This window comes from Gordonia aquimaris (genome assembly GCF_026262595.1).
Taxonomy (GTDB): Bacteria; Actinomycetota; Actinomycetes; order Mycobacteriales; family Mycobacteriaceae; genus Gordonia; species Gordonia tangerina.
The window spans coordinates 26,214-42,999 of record NZ_JAPKFM010000017.1 but is presented as its reverse complement, the minus strand read 5'-3'; the positions used below and the strand labels follow the sequence as shown (position 1 = coordinate 42,999).

The window sequence follows — 16,786 nt, the reverse complement described above, 5'->3', positions numbered from 1 at the left end:
GAGGTCGGCCCCCGACGCCCGCCGAGGGGGATATCCCTCGAGCGCAGGTCAGGAGCCGATATCGGCACTCAGCCCTTTACGCACACCACCTGACGCAGGTGGGCGACCACCTCGACCAGATCGGTCTGCGCCGCGATCACCGAGTCGATGTCCTTGTAGGCCGCCGGGATCTCGTCGAGGACTCCGGCATCTTTGCGGGACTCGACGCCGGTGGTCTGCGCGACGAGGTCCTCGGTCGTGAACGTTCGGCGTGCCCTGGACCGGCTCATCCGTCGACCGGCGCCGTGGGACGCGGAGTAGAACGACGCCGCCGACCCCACCCCGCGGACCACATAAGACCCGGTGCCCATGGACCCGGGAATCAGCCCGAGCTCGCCGTGGCCGGCCCGGATCGCGCCTTTGCGGGTCACCAACAACTCGAGGCCGTCGATGTACTCGGCGGCCACGTAGTTGTGGTGGCAGCTGATCGGGTCGTCGAACCGGACGGTGCGGGCAGCGAAGGTCTCCGCCACGGCCGCGCACACCAGCGCGAGCATCACCCGGCGGTTGCGTGCCGCGTACTCCTGCGCCCACTCCAGATCGTGCCGGTAGGCATCCATCTCGGCTGTGCCGGAGAGGAACACCGCGAGGTCACGGTCGGGTAGATCGGCGTTGTGGGGCAACTTCGCCGCGATCGACATGTGGCGTTCGGCGAGTTCCTTGCCGATGTTGCGCGATCCGGAGTGCAACATCACCCAGACCGCGTCGTCGTCGTCCAGACAGACCTCGATGAAGTGGTTACCACCGCCGAGTGTGCCCAACTGCTTGTGCGCCCGGCCATCCAGTTTCTGTACGCCGTCGTGGAGTTCGTCGAACCGCTGCCAGAAATCACCCCAGCCGCCACCGACCTGCAACGGGCGCAGATCGACCGGTCGGGCGTGCGAGGTGAATCCCACCGGCACCTTCGACTCGATCGCCGACCGTAGCCCGGACAGGTCGTCGGGCAGGTCGTCGGCGACGAGGTCGGTCCGGACCGCGGCCATTCCGCACCCGATGTCGACACCGACCGCCGCCGGGCAGACGGCGTCGCGCATCGCGATGACCGAACCGACCGTGGCGCCCTTGCCGACATGGACGTCGGGCATGACACGAACCCCGTGCACCCAGGGCAGGGCGGACACGCGACGCAGCTGGTTGCGCGCCTCGTGCTCGATCGACTCCTCGTCGGTCCACAGTAGAGTCGACGCACGAGCGCCCGAAAGGGCAACGGGGAAGCGGGTGTTCATGACGATCCTGGGTCGCGGGGGCCTGCCGCGGTACGCGACGGGCTCGCCCTTCGATGGGGCGGCGCACTCACCGTACGTTGGTGGGTCGGCCCGGTCGAGAGAATTTCGGCGTGGTGTCCCGGTTCTCCGGTGAGTCAGCTCTCGAGGAGCTCGACACTGGTGATGCGATGCAACGAGAAGCGTTGTTCCTCCTCGCTTCCCGCATCCATGGCGATGAGTTGACCGGCGCCGAGGGTGCGTGGGGTGACCACGTGGCGACTGGCCGAACCCTGCGCGTCGACGTAGTCCACCCGCAGCCGACGGTTGACCCGCAGCGCCAATTGGATGAGCGCCGTGGCAGATTCGCCGCCCCCGGAGGCGCGGACCGGCGCTGCGGACGGATCGGCCGCCGCGGGGCGCGCCGACGCCGCGCGGTCCTGCGAACGCATCCGGGAGATGACCGAACGCAGCTGTTCCGGCGATGCCACCGGGCGTCGCGGCTGCGGTTGGCGGCGCGCCCGGGTGACACTCACCCGCGAGCCGCGTTCCCGCAGATCGACCAGGGTTCCGCTGGAATCCTCACCGGCGGGAGCGAATCCGGCCTCGCGCAACCGGTCGATCACCTCCCGCACATCCGCCTGGGACACCGCGACGGTCGGGGCCAAGGCCCGCAGCGCGAGGTGTTCGGCGGCGTTGCTTCGCAGCACCGCGGCCAGGGTGGTGGCGTCCTCGCACCGCACGAACGCCGACGCCACCCCGACCCGCAACTGTCCGTGTTTGCGAGCGACGTCCTCGATCAGATAGGTCAGGGACTGGGGGACGGGCGTGCTGGAGTGCGCGGTGAACATCGTGAGCAACTCGCTGCTGCTGCGTCCGGCGTCGAGTGCGCGGCGCACGCTGCTCTCCGACACGCGGTACACAGAGGCCGCACCCCCGGATTCGAGGTCGGCCACCAGGTCCACCTGTTCGGCGAGGTCCGGGGTCATCGGCCCGGGAACGGTCAGGGTCAGATCGGCCTGGGCGAGAAAGTGGTCGACCGGTTCGGGCAGTGCCACCCGCATCGCGGAGAGCAGACGTGACTCCGCGTTGTCGGGTTCTCCGGGGTCGATCGCCGCGCGTCCGACCCCGGTCAGTGCGGTGTGGGCGACCACCCCGAGCTCGCGTGCCTCGCGCAGCGTCTCCTCGACGACCCGTCGGGGGTATCGGCGCATCTGTCGCGGGTGCCGCCAGTGCAACGCGCTGACCAGGGCATCGATGCCGACGGGAAGCGATCGGGTGGCGTCGGCAAGGGTCTCGAGGATGGCGCGCCGTTGCAGCGGGGCGTAGGAGTCGTGGAGTTCGCCCGACAGGGCGGCGAGCGCATTGCCGTCGCGGTCCGGCTCACCGACCTGCCACGCCCGGCGCGGCATGTCCAGCCATGCCCCGAGCAGCGCCGCCCACTGACGGTCCGGCGTGTGGTGCAGCCACGCGTCGACCGTCGCGGTCGGGGCGAAGGCGAGTTCACCGTTGTCGGTGGGCGGTGCCGGTTCGGGAAACCCGGCGTCGATCAGCCGAAGGTAGGCGAGGAGTTCCACGACGAAGGCGACGCGTTGTTGCTCCAGGCCGGTCACCTTGGCGAGCCTGCGCAACTCGCGCACCCCGAGGGCCCCGCTGCGCAGCACCGCCGCCGGCGTTGCCCCGAGTGCGCGGATCAGCGTGGTGGTATGCCGGATCAGTTCGATCGCCTCGCCGCCGGCCGCGGCGTCGATGGCGGCGTGCGAGAACCGTTTCTTCGCCGCCGCATCGTGCAGGGCCGGTCTGCGGAGATCGGCGGTGGCCAGTGGTGGCTCGCCGCGCAGGAGTTGCCCGACCATCGGTGGCAACTCAACGGTTTGCGAGTCGACGCGGGCGAGCAGACCGTCGGCGATGAGCCGGGCCACCGGCTGGTCGGGATCGGCGTCGGGTGCTGCGTCGCGGCTGCGTCCGAGAGCGGGTCCCCGGGACAGGGTTTCCAGGAGGGAGCGTTCACGTTCGTCGAGGCCGTCCAGGCGGGCTTGCAGCTGCTCGGTGGTTTGCCGTGCCAGGGGCCCGGTGAGGTGGTGCGCCCGCCATGGGAGGGCCGCAGGCGCGTGTGCGCCGGACACGATCGCGTCGTCGGGTCCCCACACCAGGGCACGCGTGCGCAGGTGATGCACGCGCGCGATGATCTCGTCGTCGTCGGCGCGTCCGGACAGCGCCGCGACGACAGCGTCGACCGAGGTCGGGGCGGGGATGGGGCCCGATGACCCGGTACCAAGCCCGATGATGGTCTCGAGCACCGCCACGTCGAGCAGGTCGAGGTCTTCGCCGACCAGCGCCGACGACGCGGCGGCCAGCGCGCGCGACGCCAGCACCCCGGTGCCCGCCGGTGGCGGCGACGCCAGATCCGGGCGGGCGGAGAGCAACTCGAACAGCTCGTCGTCGCTGCGCAGCGCCAGATCGTCGGCCAGGCTCAGTCCCTGGTCATCCGCACTCATTCGGCTGATTCTACTGAGCGCCGACGTCGCTCCGGTTTCGCCGGCACGGCGCACCGGGGTGCATGGCACAATGAGCGCGTGGCTGAGAAGAAGAAGTATGTCGACAACGGCTGGCCGAAGGACGGGAACGGCGACGCCGCCGAACATGCGGTATCGGAGTTCGCCACCCACATCTCGGGTGCGCTCTCACCGTTCGGCGATGTCGAATTCCCGATCCCGCTCGAGGATCTTCCCTTCGTGCAGTCGAAGACCGTCGTCAACCGCTGACAAGCGGGTGTCCGACCAGGGCCGATCGCCCGACATGACCGGTCTGAGTCATATCGACTCGACCGGCGCGGCGCGTATGGTCGATGTCGGGGGTAAGGCCGCCACCACGCGGCGTGCGGTCGCCGGTGGCAGGTTCCGAACGACGGCAGAGGTCATCGGTTTGCTCAGCGACGGCAAGCTGCCCAAGGGGGACGTCCTGGCGACCGCGCGAATCGCCGGCATCATGGCGGCAAAGCGGACCGACGAACTCATCCCGCTGTGTCACCAGTTGGCGTTGTCGTCGGTGGAGGTCGATTTCTCGATCGGCGACGACCACATCGACGTCACCGCAACCGTGTCCACCAGCGGTCAGACCGGTGTGGAGATGGAGGCGTTGACCGCCATCGCGGTGACCGGGTTGACCCTGCACGACATGGTCAAGGCCGTCGACCGCCGGGCCAGCATGACCGATATCCGTCTGTTGGCGAAGACCGGTGGTAAATCCGGACCGTGGCACCGTGACTGACCCCGCCACCAGCGGCCATCCGCGGGTCGCCCGGATCGTGGTCGCGTCCACCCGTGCAAGTCGCGGTGAGTATCCCGATCGAACCGGCCCGATCATCAGTGAGTGGCTCACCGCGCGACATTTTGTGGTCGAGGAACACCGAGTGGTCTCCGACGGGCCTCCGGTCGGTTCGGCCTTGCGCGCCGGCGTCGACGCTCATGCCGATGTGATCATCACGACCGGTGGTACCGGACTGTCGCCCACCGACCGCACCCCCGAGGAGACCCGGGCCGTACTGGATCTGGAGGTTCCCGGCCTCGCCGGTGCCATCCGGTCGGCGGGGTTGCCGAAGGTGCCGACCGCGGTGCTCTCGCGTGGTCTCGCGGGTGTCGCCGGGTCCACCCTGATCATCAACCTGCCGGGGTCGCCCGGCGGAGTTCGGGATGGTTTGTCGGTGCTCGACGGGGTACTCGACCATGCACTCGACCAGATCCGAGGAGGCGATCACAAGTGAGCGACTTCGCGCCGGTACAGGTCGTGCGGGCTGCACTCGCTGCGGAGCCCATCGCACTCGGTGAGCACGAGGACCTCGTCACCCGGGCAGCCGGCGGACGTGCCGGCGCCGTCGTGGGATTCGTCGGTGCGGTGCGCAATCACGACGGCGGCCGCGAGGTGACCCGACTCGACTACTCGGCACATCCGACCGCTCCCGATGTGCTGCGGCAGGTGGTTGAGGGAGTCGTGACGCAGACGGCGGGGGTTCGGGCGGTCGCGGTGTCACATCGGGTCGGTGACCTGGCGATCGGCGACGTCGCATTCGTGGTGACCGTCGCCGCCGACCACCGTCGGGCCGCGTTCGAGACCTGCTCAGAACTGGTCGATCAGGTGAAGGCACAGCTGCCGGTGTGGAAGCATCAGCACTTCGGCGACGGCTCCGACGAGTGGGTGGGGTCGGCGTGACCGCCGACCGCGACCAGACCACACCGCCGCGCGACGCCGAACGCAACGAGACCCGGACCGAGCGGCTGGACCGCAACTGGGCGAGCCTGCTGCAGGAATTGCGGGTTGTGCAGACCGGCGGTCAGATCCTGACCGGCCTGATGCTCACCGTCCCGTTCCAGGAGGGCTTCGAGGAACTCACCTCGCGCCAGCAGTACATCTTCGTGATCAGCCTGGTGTGCGCGGTGTTGTCGACCATCACGCTGATCTCACCGGTCGCATTGCATCGACTGTTGTTCCGCCGGCATGCGATCGATCGACTGGTGCACCGAGCGCATCGACTGACCCTGATCGGGATCACTTTCCTCGGCATGGCACTGACCGGGGTGCTCGCGGTGATCTTCGCCATCGTGTTCGGCGGATGGGCCGCTTTGGCGGCAGCGGTGATCGCTGTCGTCGTCTTCGTGTGTATGTGGGTGGTGCTGCCGTTCAACGAGCGCCGACGCCTGGGCGACGACTGACCCGAGTTCGACCGTTCCATCTCGCCGACATCGGCGCATGCCCCGTCCCGTCGAGTGGGCGCCGTTTCGCGTCCATCGGGCACCGTCTCCGTGGTGGGTGGGGCACACCAGCCCGAGAAATGGACAAGGGCCCCGCACGGGCGCGTGGCCGTCGTGCGGGGCCCTTCGATTAGGGACCCGTGTGGGCTGTGCTCAGCTGTCGATCAGGGATTCGGCAGCTGATCCTTGTGCTGGTTGAACAGGTCGATCTGATCCGGGGTGAGCTCGTAACCGCTCTGCTTGGCGGCCTTCCACAGGTCGCGTACCTCGGGGGTGACCTGGTTGTTGTCGATTGCCTGGCCGAGCGCCTGGTCGATCTGCTTGTTCACATCCGCCGTGCTCCCGGCGTCGGGGGCGGTGGCCCAATCGAACGGAGCGGGCAGCTCGGGCAGCTTGGGCAGGACCGGAGCAGGCTTCGGTGCGGCCGGTGCGGAGCGCTGGGTGGCGCCCGACAGCCCGGTGCCGCAGGTCGGCCATGCGCCCTTGCCCTGGCCGGCGAGCACACGCTCGGCCACGACGATCTGCTGCTCCTTGGTGGCCTGATCGGCGGTCGGCGCGAACTCGCCGCCGCCGTAGCCGCTCCAGGTGCTCGGGCTGAACTGCAGGCCGCCGTGGTAGCCGTTGCCGGTGTTGATCGACCAGTTGCCGCCCGATTCACACTGCGCGACCTGGTTCCACTCGGCGTCGGTGGCCGCGTTGGCGGTTCCGGTTCCCAGCAGAGCGGCGCCGCCGCCGAGGACGGCCCCGGTCAGCGCGACCTTCGCGAAGGTCTTGGTGGTGGTGGCTGTCGTCGGTTTGCGATGACGTCCGGACATTGCTGCGTTTCCTCTCTCCACGCGCCTACGAAGTCAGCTGTCGGGTTCGGGCGAGAGGTGCCCGGCCCCGCCGTTGACGCTTGTCATTGGCGGGACTTGACCCCAAGGACGTCGTATCGGCATCCGTTCCCTTGCGGGAGGTGGGTCCCCCGTCCTCGCTCCTAGATGTCGTTCTCGTGCGTCTCATCGGTGGAGCGAGGTTCGGCGCGGCCGATGCGACGTTATGCATTTGGTTACTTTCTCGTGACCCCCCGAGGGCGTCGTTGAGTCACACTACGACTTCTCGCATTGCTAATCACGTTGTTGGCAAGGCTGTTTTCCGCGTCCGAGTGGAGCTTTCGACTCAGATTTCGCGTCCTGCCTGCTCACGGCCTGATGGTCGAGTCGTGTCCTAGTCGTAATCATTCCGTTATGTGACTAAGCTCACACACGAGATGTGGTGTCAGCCACCGGCAAACGGCGGGAGCACGTCGAGAGTGTCGCACCGACCTAGCCGGGCCCCGCGGTCACACAGCGCCACCGAATCCCGCAGATACGAGCACCGTTCGAGCACCCGCCCGAGGTCGGGGTTGTCCTTGCCGAGCACGGCCTCCAGATCACCCAGAGTCGCCTCGTCGTCCACGTCGAGGACAGCCGACTCCACTCCGGCGGCGGCGCGCGCCGCAGCGAAATAGCGGATGGTCACGTGCACGGTCAGCCCCCGATGGCCGACATCGGCCGGCTCGGTTGCAGGAATCCCGGATCGTTCACGCCGTGTCCGGCCGACTTGGCCCAGGTGTTGCCACGCCAGCGACGGGCGAGCGCGTCGTCGAGGTCGTGGCCGGTCAGCCCTCCGCGCAGGATCTCGCGGAGGTCGGTCTCACCCTGCGCGAACAGACAATTGCGTAGCGCGCCGTCGGCGGTCAACCGGGTGCGGTCACAGTCACCGCAGAACGGCCGCGTGACCGACGCGATCACCCCGATGCGCGCCGGGGAACCGTCGACGTCGAAGCCGTCGACGAGCCAGGTGGCCGCGGGGGCGCTACCCCGCGGTCGGGGATCGGGGCGCAGCGAGAAGTGGGCTCTGAGCTTCGCGAGGATCTCATCGGCGGTCACCATCGACGCGCGGTCCCACCGATGATCAGCGTCGAGTGGCATTTGCTCGATGATGCGTAGCTGATATCCGTGGTCGAGGCAGAAGTGAGCCAGCTGGGGCAGCCTCGTGAGGTCGTCGTGATCGGCAAGCACCGCGTTGACCTTCACCGAGCTGAGCCCGGACGACCGGGCAGCGGCGAGGCCGGCGAGTACATCGTGCAGCCGGTCGCGTCGTGTGATCTCGGCGAACCGCGTCGCATCCACCGTGTCCAGCGAGATATTCACCCGATCCAGCCCCGCCGCCACCAGGCCATCGATCCGGCGGGCCAGACCGAGCCCGTTGGTGGTCATCGCGATCTCGGGACGCTCTGGGCGCGCCGACATCGCTGAGATCAGATCCTCGAGGTCGCGGCGCAGCAACGGTTCGCCACCGGTGAACCGGATCGATCGGATGCCGAGATCCCGGACCCCGACCGTCATCACCCGGATCAGTTCGTCGGTGCGCAGCACCTCGTCGGTGGGCAGCCAGTCGAGACCCTCGGCGGGCATGCAGTAGGTACAGCGCAGGTTGCAGCGGTCGGTCACCGACACGCGTAGGTCGGTAGCCACCCGGCCGAAGCGGTCGCGCAGCGGGCCAGTGGTGGGCGCATCGGTGGGCTCCACCCGATCCGACGGGGTGGTGGGGAGCCCGAGTCCGACGATGGTCATCGGCCGTCCCGAAGTGCTTCCAGGGAGCGGAAGGTGCTGGCGTGGAAGACCAGGGGCTCCACGCCGGGGTCGAAGCGCAGCGCCTCGATACGCAGCAACACCAGGGTGTGGTCGCCGGCGGGGATCTCGTTGAACAACGAGCAGGACAGGCTGGCCGCCGCGTCCGGGATGAAGACCGCGCCGTCGTCCGTGCGGATCGGGGCGATGCCGTCGAACCGGGATTCCGCCGGCCCGGCGAGCTGCCGGCAGAGGTCGGACTGGTCCCGGGCGAACACGCTGACCCCGATGGCCGGCGCGGTGCGCAATCGCGGCCACGTGGTGGACGTGTTCTGCACACACAGCGACACCAGCGGCGGTTCGAGGGAGACGGTGGTGAACGCGCTCGCGGCCATCCCGGCCGGAGCGGCGGTACCGTTCTCGTCGGGGAGCCGGCAGGCCACCGCGACCACTCCGGACGGGAAGCAGCCGTAGGCCTGGCGGAGCGTGTCCGAATCGGCGGCCGGACGAAGATCGTCGGCGACGGGCATCACGGAGTCGACCCTCACCGCGCCCTCCGTCCCGATCGCAGCGCGAACGCGATGCCCAGGATGAATCCGACAGGGGCACACATCGTCAGCAGATACACGAAGGTCGGCGCCGTGTCGCCGTCGGTGACCAGCGGCGTCACGAACAACGCGACGATCGCGGCGAGCCCGATCGCGAAGACGACCCCGGCCGCCTGCAGGAGGCGGGGAGTGGAGTGACTCTGCATGTCCTCCACGGTAGAACACCGCGCCGTCTGGTGGCGGCGTGCGTCGAGAAGCCGGCTCGGCTCGGCCGGTCGTGGGTATTCCATGTGACCGTGGGGCCGGCCGTTGGCTAGACTGTGCCTCATTGGCGCCTCTGCTCATCTGATGGAGGGCCGGCCCGGGTTCGGGACGGCTGCTGGGTCAGGTGAGGGGCGCTTTTGTCATGACACGTCCGAAAACGCAGATGAGGGTGAGCGCAGTGCCGACCGGCAAGGTGAAGTGGTACGACGCGGAGAAGGGCTTCGGCTTCCTGTCGCAAGAGAGCGGCGAGGACGTCTACGTCCGTTCGTCCGCGCTTCCGGAGGGCGTGGAGACGCTCAAGCCCGGGCAGCGCGTCGAATTCGGGATGGCCGCCGGCCGCCGCGGACCGCAGGCGCTCAAGGTGGCTGTGCTCGATCCCGCACCCAGCGTCGCGAAGAACACCCGCGAGGCGGCCCGCAAGGACGCCAAACGGCACACCCCCGATGAACTGCACGGCATGGTGGCGGATCTGATCACCTTGCTCGAAGGTGCGGTGCAGCCGGAACTGCGCAAGGGCAAGTACCCCGACCGCAAGACCTCCCAGCGGATCTCCGAGGTGGTTCGCGCGGTCACCCGCGAGCTGGAGCACTGAGCGCCGCGCCGCTGCCCGGCAACTGCATGCCCTCCGGAGAGGTGTCCGCGGCGAGATAGCCGCGCATGCTGACGGTGTCGTCGCCGGCGGAGACGACCGACGGCAGCTGCACCTCGATCGCGATCAGGATCCGGTCCGGGGTGGAGTGCAGCACCGTGGTGTAGGTGGAATTGGACCGCATCGGCACGATCGTGCCGTCGGGCCCGCTCGGGGTGAGATACTGCACGACCAGGTTCCACGGCCATTCGGCGATGTCCTGAGACACCGACAACATCATCGATTCGCCGACCGGCACCGGCACCCGGGCCACGTCGATCGCGGTGGGGTCTTCTGGTTCGCAGTTGCGCAGGAACACATCACACATCCGGGTCGGCTCCACGCGCACCAGGCGATCACCCACCGCGAGCTGCAGATACGGATCTTCGTCGGGGTGATCGCCGGACCAGGTGTCCTTGGTGAGAACCGCGACGGCCCCGCCGACGATCACGACGAACGCGACGACCACCGCCGCGATGATGGCCATGACCTTCTTGTCTGCACTGCTGAGATTCACCGTCTAGTGCCGTCCTGTGTGGTGGGGTTTGGTCGGAGGGGTTGTCCGGCCGGGGTCGAGATCGGGCCGGCGAGGATCGTGAGGTGCCCGGTGCGCGCGGGTCGGTGCCGTCGAGGGCGAGCCGTGGCTGCCCCGGCGCCACGGCCGGTCTGGGTCGCCGATCGCGGCGAAGGCCACCGTCGGTTCGGCGTAGTCGGGTCGACGTCCGCCGATGCCGGGGATCAGCGAGGAACCGCGATTGGTCAGCACCGTCTGCACCAGACCTATGCCCAGGAGTACGGCCACCACGGTGAACCCGATCCACAGCGTGGTCGGCAACACCACGCCGAGCGTCGCGCCGAAGACCCAGCCCAACTGCAGCACCGTCTCCGACCGACCGAACGCCGATGCGCGCGATTCGTCGGGGAGGTCGTCCTGGATCGACGAGTCCAAGCACACCTTGCCAATGGCGCTGGTGCCCGAGGCGACGAACGCCGCGACCGTCGCGATCACGATGCTGCCGAAGATGGCGGCGAGTACCGCCGCGACGAAACAGGCTGCGGTGCACCAGACCACAATGGTCGGTGGGTTCTTCAGCTCCAGTCGGGTGCCGAGACCGTTGCCCAGCATGTTGCCCACCGCGGCCGCCGCGCCCACCGCACCCAACAGCACCAACTGGGTCCAGTCGGAGTGCACATCCTGTTGGGCCTTGGCGTAGAACGCGATGTAGAGCGTCAGGAAGCCGGTGAGAATGCGGATGGTCGCGTTACCCCACAGGCCGGCGACCACCTTGCGTCCCAACGGTTGCCGCATCTTCTGGGCGAGTTCGTTGGCCGTCTCCCGCGCACCGCGTAATCCGCCGGCTCCGCCGGAATCGTGTTCGGGGGCCCGCGACATCGCCGGCTCGCCGTGGTAGGTCAGCGTGGTGGGGATCTCACCCTCGGTGACCTCCACCCAGGACGGGATACGCATGCACAGCCACGCGCCGACCGCCGCGATGATGGCCAACCACACCATGGCGCCGGGGATGTGGAACGGCAGCACCTTGCCCAGCAACAGTTCGAAGACCGCAGCGACGGCCCCGCCGACCAGCGTCCCGCCGATCAGACCGAATGTGGTGAGCCGGGAGTTCACCCGGGGCAGATCGATCGACGGCGGCACCACTCTGGGGGTGACGGCCGACTTCAGCACACCAAACGATTTCGACAACACCAACAAACCCAGCGCGCACGGATAGAGCACCCACGGGTCGTACTGCAACTGCTGCGCAGCGCTGTCCCACGACGAATTCGCCATGATCAGCAACGCGAGCACCGCGCGCAAACCGAACGTGGTGGCCATGGCGATGCGTCTACCGTGCTGCAGCCGGTCCAGCAACGGCCCGATGAGTGGGGCGATCAATGCGAACGGCGCGATCGTCAGCGCCAGATACAGCCCGACATTGGTCTTCGACTCCCCGGTCGCCGCGGCGAAGAACAGCGTGTTGGCCAGGGCGACCGCCATCGCCGCGTCGACGGCGAAGTTCGCGATGACGGGCAGCGTGAGTGCCGTCATCCCGGATCGATCGGCGCCGTCGGCGGTGGCCGCCTGATAGATCTTGCCGACACCGCGCCCGGTCAGCTCGCGGCTGCGCATCGCCGCAACCCGGGCCACGGTCAGTTTCTTGGGCATCCGCGGGTCGGTGGACGCCGTCGACGGCATCGCCCGTGTGCGCTCGGCGCCCGCGGCGGCGGGGTGCTCGTCGTCGAGCGGAGGTAGATGCGGGTTGTGGGTTCGGGGCGGGAGGTACGCATGATCGTTGGCCCCCCGCGCAGCACCGCGGCCGGTCGCACGTCCGGAACGGCCGTCGTCGGCGGGGTAGTTCGCCGTACCCGGATGCTGTCGTGGACTGCGCCGATCGTGGCCGTTGCCCGCAAAGCCGTCGCGACCCTGGTAGCGGGTCGGGTCACCGTCGTCCCGGCGGGGGGAGTGGGGACTGGGTCGGTTCACACCGACAATTGTTCCTCATCGTGGCCGTCGAGTCGCGGATGGTCGCCACCAGCGAGGCGGGTCCGTGCCGCGAGCGCGGGTTCGTGTTGCACACTGGAGGGGTGACTCTTGTATTCGACGGTGACCGGCTGCTCGCCGCCGCCGACGTGGCGCGCGCCGCGCTCGTCGAGGATGGCCAGCAACCGGGACGGCACCTGGAGAGCACCCCGGAGGGGGAGTGGGCGGTCGCCCACTATTTCGAGGCGGACCTGCCTGGCTACCGCGGGTGGCAGTGGTGCGTCGTGGTGGCCGGTGCGCCCGGCCACGACGAGATCACCGTGAGCGAGATCGTCCTGCTGCCCGGCGAGGGGTCGCTGCTGGCGCCGAACTGGGTGCCGTGGAACGAGCGGATCGCCGCGGGTGATCTGACGCCTGGCGACGTGCTGGCCGCAGAACCCGACGACCACCGACTGGTCCCCAATCAGATCGACACCGCCGACGAGTTCCGGTTCGACGACGACAGCACCGATCCCGACGACATCGGGCAGATCGCGGGCGAGATCGGACTGGGTCGCCGGCGACTGCTCAGCCCGGAGGGCCGCGACGAGGCGGCGCAACGATGGCACGACGGAGATTTCGGTCCGCACAGTGACATGGCCGCCGCGGCGCAGTTCAACTGCGCGACGTGCGGGTTCTATCTGCCGATCGCGGGCGCGCTTCGACCGGCATTCGGTGTCTGCGCCAACGAGTACTCGGCCGATGGACAGGTGGTCGCCGCCGACTACGGGTGCGGCGCCCACTCCGATGTCGCGGCCCCGCGAGGCCAGGGATCACCCGCCTACGATGCGTTCGACGACGGCGTCCTGGAGATCGTGCACGTGACGGCGGCAGACGCCGGCGGGGAAGCAACCTCCTGACCGAGGGTGCCCGGGCCGACCGGTTCGGCCTGGACGAGATGCGATCCGCCGTCGTATCGGCGTGGCGGTCATCGGCCACCCGGTACGTCGAGGACGCCACCACCGAAGACGATCTCGTCACCGTCGGCTACCGCGACCGGCTGTTCACCGAACTCGTCGCCAATGCGGCCGATGCGGCGATGACCGCCGACGTTGCCGGTCAGGTCCGGATCTGGTCATCGGACGAACGCACGGTCCATGTCGCCAACACCGGGGCCCCGGTTTCGGATGATGGCGTGCGTTCGCTGCTGTCCCTGCGCGTCTCGGCGAAGGTCGCGGGTGCGCAGAGCGTGGGGCGCTACGGCGTCGGGTTCACGGCAACCGCGGCTGTCGCCGATCGCGTCGAGGTGCGTTCGACCACCGGGTCTTTCGTGTTCGACCGCGCTCGCACCGCGCAGGTCCTCGCCGACGAACGCGTCGCGACCGGTTCGCGGCGGCCGCCCCTGTTGCGGCTGGCGTGGCCCGTCGACGAGCCACCCGCCCCCGGGATGGACACCGAGATCGTCCTGTACCTCAGCGACGGCAATTCCGCTGCGGACCTGGTGGGGGCCGCGCGTGCGCAGGCCGCCGATCTGCTGTTGGAACTGCCCGGGCTAGGTCAGATCACCGTCGGCGACACCGCCTTCACGATCGAGATGGCGCCGACCCCACCCTCGACGCCTGAGGAGCGAGGCGCCAGTCGAGCGTCACGAAGGGCCGCAACGCAACACATCACCATCACCATCACGTCACCTCGCCGAACGCGCGTCCATCACTGGTTGCAGACCGGCCTGCACACCCGATGGTTGGTCGAGATCGATGACGCAGGCGCGCTCGCCGAGACGCCCTCGGCCCTCACCGAAAACGTGCTGCGCGCACCGACTCCCACCGACATCGAACTGACCTTGCCCGCCGCGGCCATCACCGGCCTACACCTCACGCCGGACCGGCGCCACCTTCACCCCGACGCCGACATCGCCACGGCTGCACACGGTTACGCCGACCTGATGCGGGCACTGCCGGCATCGGTCCGCCCGTCACTCATCCCGGTGCCCGCGCATTCACGCAACCGCGACGATGCCGCGCTGAGCGCGGCGGTGCTCGCGGACCTCGCCGATGAGGCCTGGTTACCCGGGGCGGCGGGCGACGAGCTGGTGCCCGGCAGATCGGTGGTCTTCGGTGACCTCACCGCAGACCTTGCCGAGGTGCTCGCGCCGCTGATGGGCGACCTGGCCCATCCCGACGTTTCGGAGCGTCGCCACCTGGCTCGCCTGCGCAGTGTCGGGGTGACCGAGATCGGACTCGCCGACCTCGCCGAACGACTCACCGGCACACAACGATCCTCGACGTGGTGGCGCGATCTCTATGCGGCGCTGTCGCCGCTGGTCACGACCGCCGCCGATGCGGAGGAACTCGGTGCGCTGCCGATCCCACGCTCCGACGGACGGGTGTCGGTCGGTGCCCGCGGGCTGTTCCTCGCCGACGGCATCGACACCCCGCTGCGTTGGGTTCCGACCGTCGACGCACAGGCACGTCACCCGCTGCTCGAACGGTTGGGCGCAACCACGTTGACGGTGAGCGACGCCCTGGCTGATCCTGCCTTGCGGCAACTGATCGACCACGGCGACGACGACGAGTTGGCCGTGGTGGCCGGGGAGGTGTTGGCCCTGCTCGCCGCCGATCCGCCCGGATCGGTGCCGGAGTGGCTTGCTGCGCTGCCCTTGCCAGATCAGCATGGCGAACTGCGGGCCGCCGACGAACTGCTGCTACCCGGGAGTCCGCTGGCCGCCGTCCTCGTCGACGACGCACCGTTCGGCAGGGTCGCCGACGATCTCGTGGATCGGGTGGGTGTCGAACCGCTGCGCGCACTCGGTGTGGGGTGGGGGTTTCTGACCGTCGTCGACGAGCTGCCGGTGGGCCCCGATCACGATCTCCCCGACGAAGACCAGTGGTGGGAGACCCTCGTGGATCCGCCGGAAACCCTCGCGGCTGTACGTGATCTGGACCTGATCGACGACGACCGCTGGCCACAGGCGCTGACGCTCCTGGCCACCGACCGGCGCACCGCGCCGCTGCTCGCCGACCGGCACGGATACACCGCGTGGTGGCTACGACAGCATGCCGTCATCGACGGCCATCCGCTCGGCTGGTACCGGGCGCCATCCGACACATCGATGAGCGGGGTGCGAGACGTACTGCACCATCCGCACGCCGACGAACTCGCGGCCGCCCTCGGCGGCGACGTCATCGAATCCGACGCCGACGCCGACACCGTCCTCGCGCATCTGGGTGATGCGGCGCGCGAGATAGAGTCCGGCGTCGCCGCCGCGGTGCACGCGAATCTGGTGATCGCCGCCCGCCGCGGGGTCATCGATCCGACCGAACTCGCGGTACCCGAACGAGTTCGGTCGGCGTCCGGCCACGCCGTGGCGTCGGCCGTGGTGCTCGACCGACCGTGGTTGACACAGGTGCTCGGTCCGGACGAGATCGTGCTGGCCGGCGTGGCGACCGACCCCGATGACGCGGCCGTGCTGGCTGAGATCCTCGATCTGCCCACGGCAGGTGATGAGGTGCGGGGCGAGGTGCTGGATGAGGGAACTCCGGCCACCTGGGCGTGCGCCGAGGCGACACTGTTCGCCGCGACCTGGGGTCACGCCCTGGCCCGCGCAGACATCCGGTTACACGACGAACTCTGGGTTCGGGTGCACCGCAACGGGGAGCGGAGTGACCAGCGGGTCAGGTGGTGGATCGACGAGGGTGGGATCACTCATCTGCCGCGGCTATCCCGACCGTGAGGATCGACGCCAGCTGACGGTACGCCGACGCGTCGTCGAGCCCGGTGGTCGCTGCGACCTCGCGGCGCTGGATACGGCTCATCATCGAGGCCGCCATGTCGGCGGCGAAGGCGGCGTCCACATCGCGGAACTCCCCGGCGGCGACACCCTCGCTGATCAGTCCCTGCACGCGCAGCGCGGCGGCGGCCGTGTTGCGTTCGTACAGTTCGCGAGTCGGTCCGAAGGCATGCAGGTCCGTCATGAACGCTTCCGATGCCGGGGCCAAGGCGTCGCCGACCGCGACCAGGTAGGTGATCACCCGGTCCCGGGCGGTCACCGCACCGGCCACCGCCGACTCCACCTGTGTGGTGGTGGTGCGGAAGAACTGCGTCACTGTGGCGACGACCAACTGCTCCTTGCTGCCGGCCAGGGTGTAGAGGGTCGACTTGGAACATCGTAGGCGTGTGGCGAGATCCGCGACGCCCAGCTGCGCGAATCCCTCGGCCAGCAGCAGGGTCAGCAACCGATTGAACAGATCGTCGCGGCGCCGGGTGCCGAAGCCGATGGTGTCGTCCACGTCAGAAATAGTA

Annotated in this window: 18 protein-coding genes and 1 riboswitch; of the genes, 8 read left to right on the top strand and 10 right to left on the bottom strand. The window is 68.9% G+C overall.

The annotated features are described in order from the left end of the window. Positions 1 to 68 precede the first annotated feature (68 nt). Together OSB52_RS15850 and OSB52_RS15845 are read right to left on the bottom strand one after the other, a co-directional pair. Positions 69 to 1,265, bottom strand: a complete 1,197-nt coding sequence (locus OSB52_RS15850) for an RtcB family protein (protein ID WP_235725859.1) — start codon at positions 1,263 to 1,265, stop codon at positions 69 to 71. Positions 1,266 to 1,399: 134 nt separating this feature from the next. Further along, positions 1,400 to 3,739, bottom strand: a complete 2,340-nt coding sequence (locus tag OSB52_RS15845; protein WP_266062662.1) for a helicase-associated domain-containing protein — start codon at positions 3,737 to 3,739, stop codon at positions 1,400 to 1,402. Between the two features lie 78 nt (positions 3,740 to 3,817). Between OSB52_RS15845 and OSB52_RS15840 the strand changes: the two genes are divergently transcribed. Genes OSB52_RS15840 through OSB52_RS15820 form a run of 5 tightly spaced genes read left to right on the top strand, consistent with a single transcriptional unit; the run spans position 3,818 to position 5,950 of the window. Further along, complete coding sequence (locus OSB52_RS15840; protein WP_235725861.1) at positions 3,818 to 4,006, top strand: hypothetical protein; 189 nt, start codon at positions 3,818 to 3,820, stop codon at positions 4,004 to 4,006. Between the two features lie 34 nt (positions 4,007 to 4,040). After that, on the top strand, positions 4,041 to 4,511 hold the full coding sequence (moaC, locus tag OSB52_RS15835; RefSeq protein ID WP_266062661.1) for a cyclic pyranopterin monophosphate synthase MoaC: 471 nt from the start codon (positions 4,041 to 4,043) through the stop codon (positions 4,509 to 4,511). After that, positions 4,504 to 5,004, top strand: a complete 501-nt coding sequence (locus OSB52_RS15830) for a MogA/MoaB family molybdenum cofactor biosynthesis protein (RefSeq protein ID WP_266062660.1) — start codon at positions 4,504 to 4,506, stop codon at positions 5,002 to 5,004. Before moaC ends, OSB52_RS15830 begins: the two co-directional genes overlap by 8 nt. Next, a complete protein-coding gene (locus OSB52_RS15825) occupies positions 5,001 to 5,450 on the top strand; it encodes a molybdenum cofactor biosynthesis protein MoaE (protein ID WP_235725864.1) in 450 nt (149 codons plus the stop codon). The genes OSB52_RS15830 and OSB52_RS15825 overlap by 4 nt, the downstream gene beginning before the upstream one ends. Continuing rightward, positions 5,447 to 5,950 carry a DUF6328 family protein gene (locus tag OSB52_RS15820; protein ID WP_266062659.1) on the top strand — a complete coding sequence of 168 codons (504 nt, stop codon included), beginning with the start codon at positions 5,447 to 5,449 and terminating at the stop codon, positions 5,948 to 5,950. The genes OSB52_RS15825 and OSB52_RS15820 overlap by 4 nt, the downstream gene beginning before the upstream one ends. Before the next feature lie 203 nt (positions 5,951 to 6,153). Here the strand turns inward: OSB52_RS15820 and OSB52_RS15815 are convergent, their stop codons facing one another. The 5 genes from OSB52_RS15815 to OSB52_RS15795 form a co-directional block, all read right to left on the bottom strand. After that, positions 6,154 to 6,804 (bottom strand): transglycosylase family protein, encoded by a 651-nt coding sequence (locus OSB52_RS15815; protein WP_235725866.1) that lies wholly within the window; start codon positions 6,802 to 6,804, stop codon positions 6,154 to 6,156. A gap of 6 nt (positions 6,805 to 6,810) precedes the next feature. After that, positions 6,811 to 6,985, bottom strand: a riboswitch (cyclic di-AMP (ydaO/yuaA leader). A gap of 261 nt (positions 6,986 to 7,246) precedes the next feature. Next, complete coding sequence (locus OSB52_RS15810) at positions 7,247 to 7,495, bottom strand: MoaD/ThiS family protein (RefSeq protein WP_235725867.1); 249 nt, start codon at positions 7,493 to 7,495, stop codon at positions 7,247 to 7,249. A 2-nt stretch (positions 7,496 to 7,497) separates the two neighbouring features. Continuing rightward, positions 7,498 to 8,586: a GTP 3',8-cyclase MoaA gene (moaA, locus tag OSB52_RS15805; RefSeq protein WP_266062658.1), complete on the bottom strand. Its 1,089-nt coding sequence runs from the start codon at positions 8,584 to 8,586 to the stop codon at positions 7,498 to 7,500. Beyond that, positions 8,583 to 9,113 (bottom strand): flavin reductase family protein, encoded by a 531-nt coding sequence (locus OSB52_RS15800; RefSeq protein WP_266062713.1) that lies wholly within the window; start codon positions 9,111 to 9,113, stop codon positions 8,583 to 8,585. The genes moaA and OSB52_RS15800 overlap by 4 nt, the downstream gene beginning before the upstream one ends. 14 nt (positions 9,114 to 9,127) lie before the next feature. Continuing rightward, the gene (locus OSB52_RS15795) at positions 9,128 to 9,337 is read right to left on the bottom strand and encodes a hypothetical protein (protein WP_235725869.1); all 210 of its coding nucleotides are present in this window, start codon (positions 9,335 to 9,337) and stop codon (positions 9,128 to 9,130) included. A gap of 236 nt (positions 9,338 to 9,573) precedes the next feature. Here OSB52_RS15795 and OSB52_RS24855 point away from each other — a divergent pair, with 236 nt between their 5' ends. Next, the gene (locus OSB52_RS24855) at positions 9,574 to 9,987 is read left to right on the top strand and encodes a cold-shock protein (protein ID WP_287017065.1); all 414 of its coding nucleotides are present in this window, start codon (positions 9,574 to 9,576) and stop codon (positions 9,985 to 9,987) included. On the opposite strand, the gene OSB52_RS15785 is transcribed toward OSB52_RS24855, so the two are convergent. Then, on the bottom strand, positions 9,965 to 10,540 hold the full coding sequence (locus OSB52_RS15785) for a DUF2771 family protein (protein WP_235725870.1): 576 nt from the start codon (positions 10,538 to 10,540) through the stop codon (positions 9,965 to 9,967). The genes OSB52_RS24855 and OSB52_RS15785 overlap by 23 nt on opposite strands. 3 nt (positions 10,541 to 10,543) lie before the next feature. Continuing rightward, positions 10,544 to 12,508 (bottom strand): MFS transporter, encoded by a 1,965-nt coding sequence (locus OSB52_RS15780; RefSeq protein WP_266062657.1) that lies wholly within the window; start codon positions 12,506 to 12,508, stop codon positions 10,544 to 10,546. Positions 12,509 to 12,609: 101 nt separating this feature from the next. Here OSB52_RS15780 and OSB52_RS15775 point away from each other — a divergent pair, with 101 nt between their 5' ends. Continuing rightward, entirely contained in the window at positions 12,610 to 13,404 is a 795-nt protein-coding gene (locus OSB52_RS15775; RefSeq protein WP_235725872.1) for a DUF3027 domain-containing protein, read from the top strand. 38 nt (positions 13,405 to 13,442) lie between these two features. Further along, complete coding sequence (locus OSB52_RS15770; RefSeq protein ID WP_266062656.1) at positions 13,443 to 16,217, top strand: sacsin N-terminal ATP-binding-like domain-containing protein; 2,775 nt, start codon at positions 13,443 to 13,445, stop codon at positions 16,215 to 16,217. Here the strand turns inward: OSB52_RS15770 and OSB52_RS15765 are convergent. Continuing rightward, a complete protein-coding gene (locus OSB52_RS15765) occupies positions 16,186 to 16,773 on the bottom strand; it encodes a TetR/AcrR family transcriptional regulator (protein ID WP_266062655.1) in 588 nt (195 codons plus the stop codon). The genes OSB52_RS15770 and OSB52_RS15765 overlap by 32 nt on opposite strands. Between the last annotated feature and the right edge of the window lie 13 nt (positions 16,774 to 16,786).

Coding starts and splice junctions, on each gene's coding strand:
- moaC (WP_266062661.1), top strand. CDS start 4,041: ATGACCGGTCTGAGTCATATCGACTCGACCGGCGCGGCGCGTATGGTC.
- OSB52_RS15845 (WP_266062662.1), bottom strand. CDS start 3,739: ATGAGTGCGGATGACCAGGGACTGAGCCTGGCCGACGATCTGGCGCTG.
- OSB52_RS15800 (WP_266062713.1), bottom strand. CDS start 9,113: ATGCCCGTCGCCGACGATCTTCGTCCGGCCGCCGATTCGGACACGCTC.
- OSB52_RS15850 (WP_235725859.1), bottom strand. CDS start 1,265: ATGAACACCCGCTTCCCCGTTGCCCTTTCGGGCGCTCGTGCGTCGACT.
- OSB52_RS15770 (WP_266062656.1), top strand. CDS start 13,443: ATGCGATCCGCCGTCGTATCGGCGTGGCGGTCATCGGCCACCCGGTAC.
- OSB52_RS15815 (WP_235725866.1), bottom strand. CDS start 6,804: ATGTCCGGACGTCATCGCAAACCGACGACAGCCACCACCACCAAGACC.
- moaA (WP_266062658.1), bottom strand. CDS start 8,586: ATGACCATCGTCGGACTCGGGCTCCCCACCACCCCGTCGGATCGGGTG.
- OSB52_RS15795 (WP_235725869.1), bottom strand. CDS start 9,337: ATGCAGAGTCACTCCACTCCCCGCCTCCTGCAGGCGGCCGGGGTCGTC.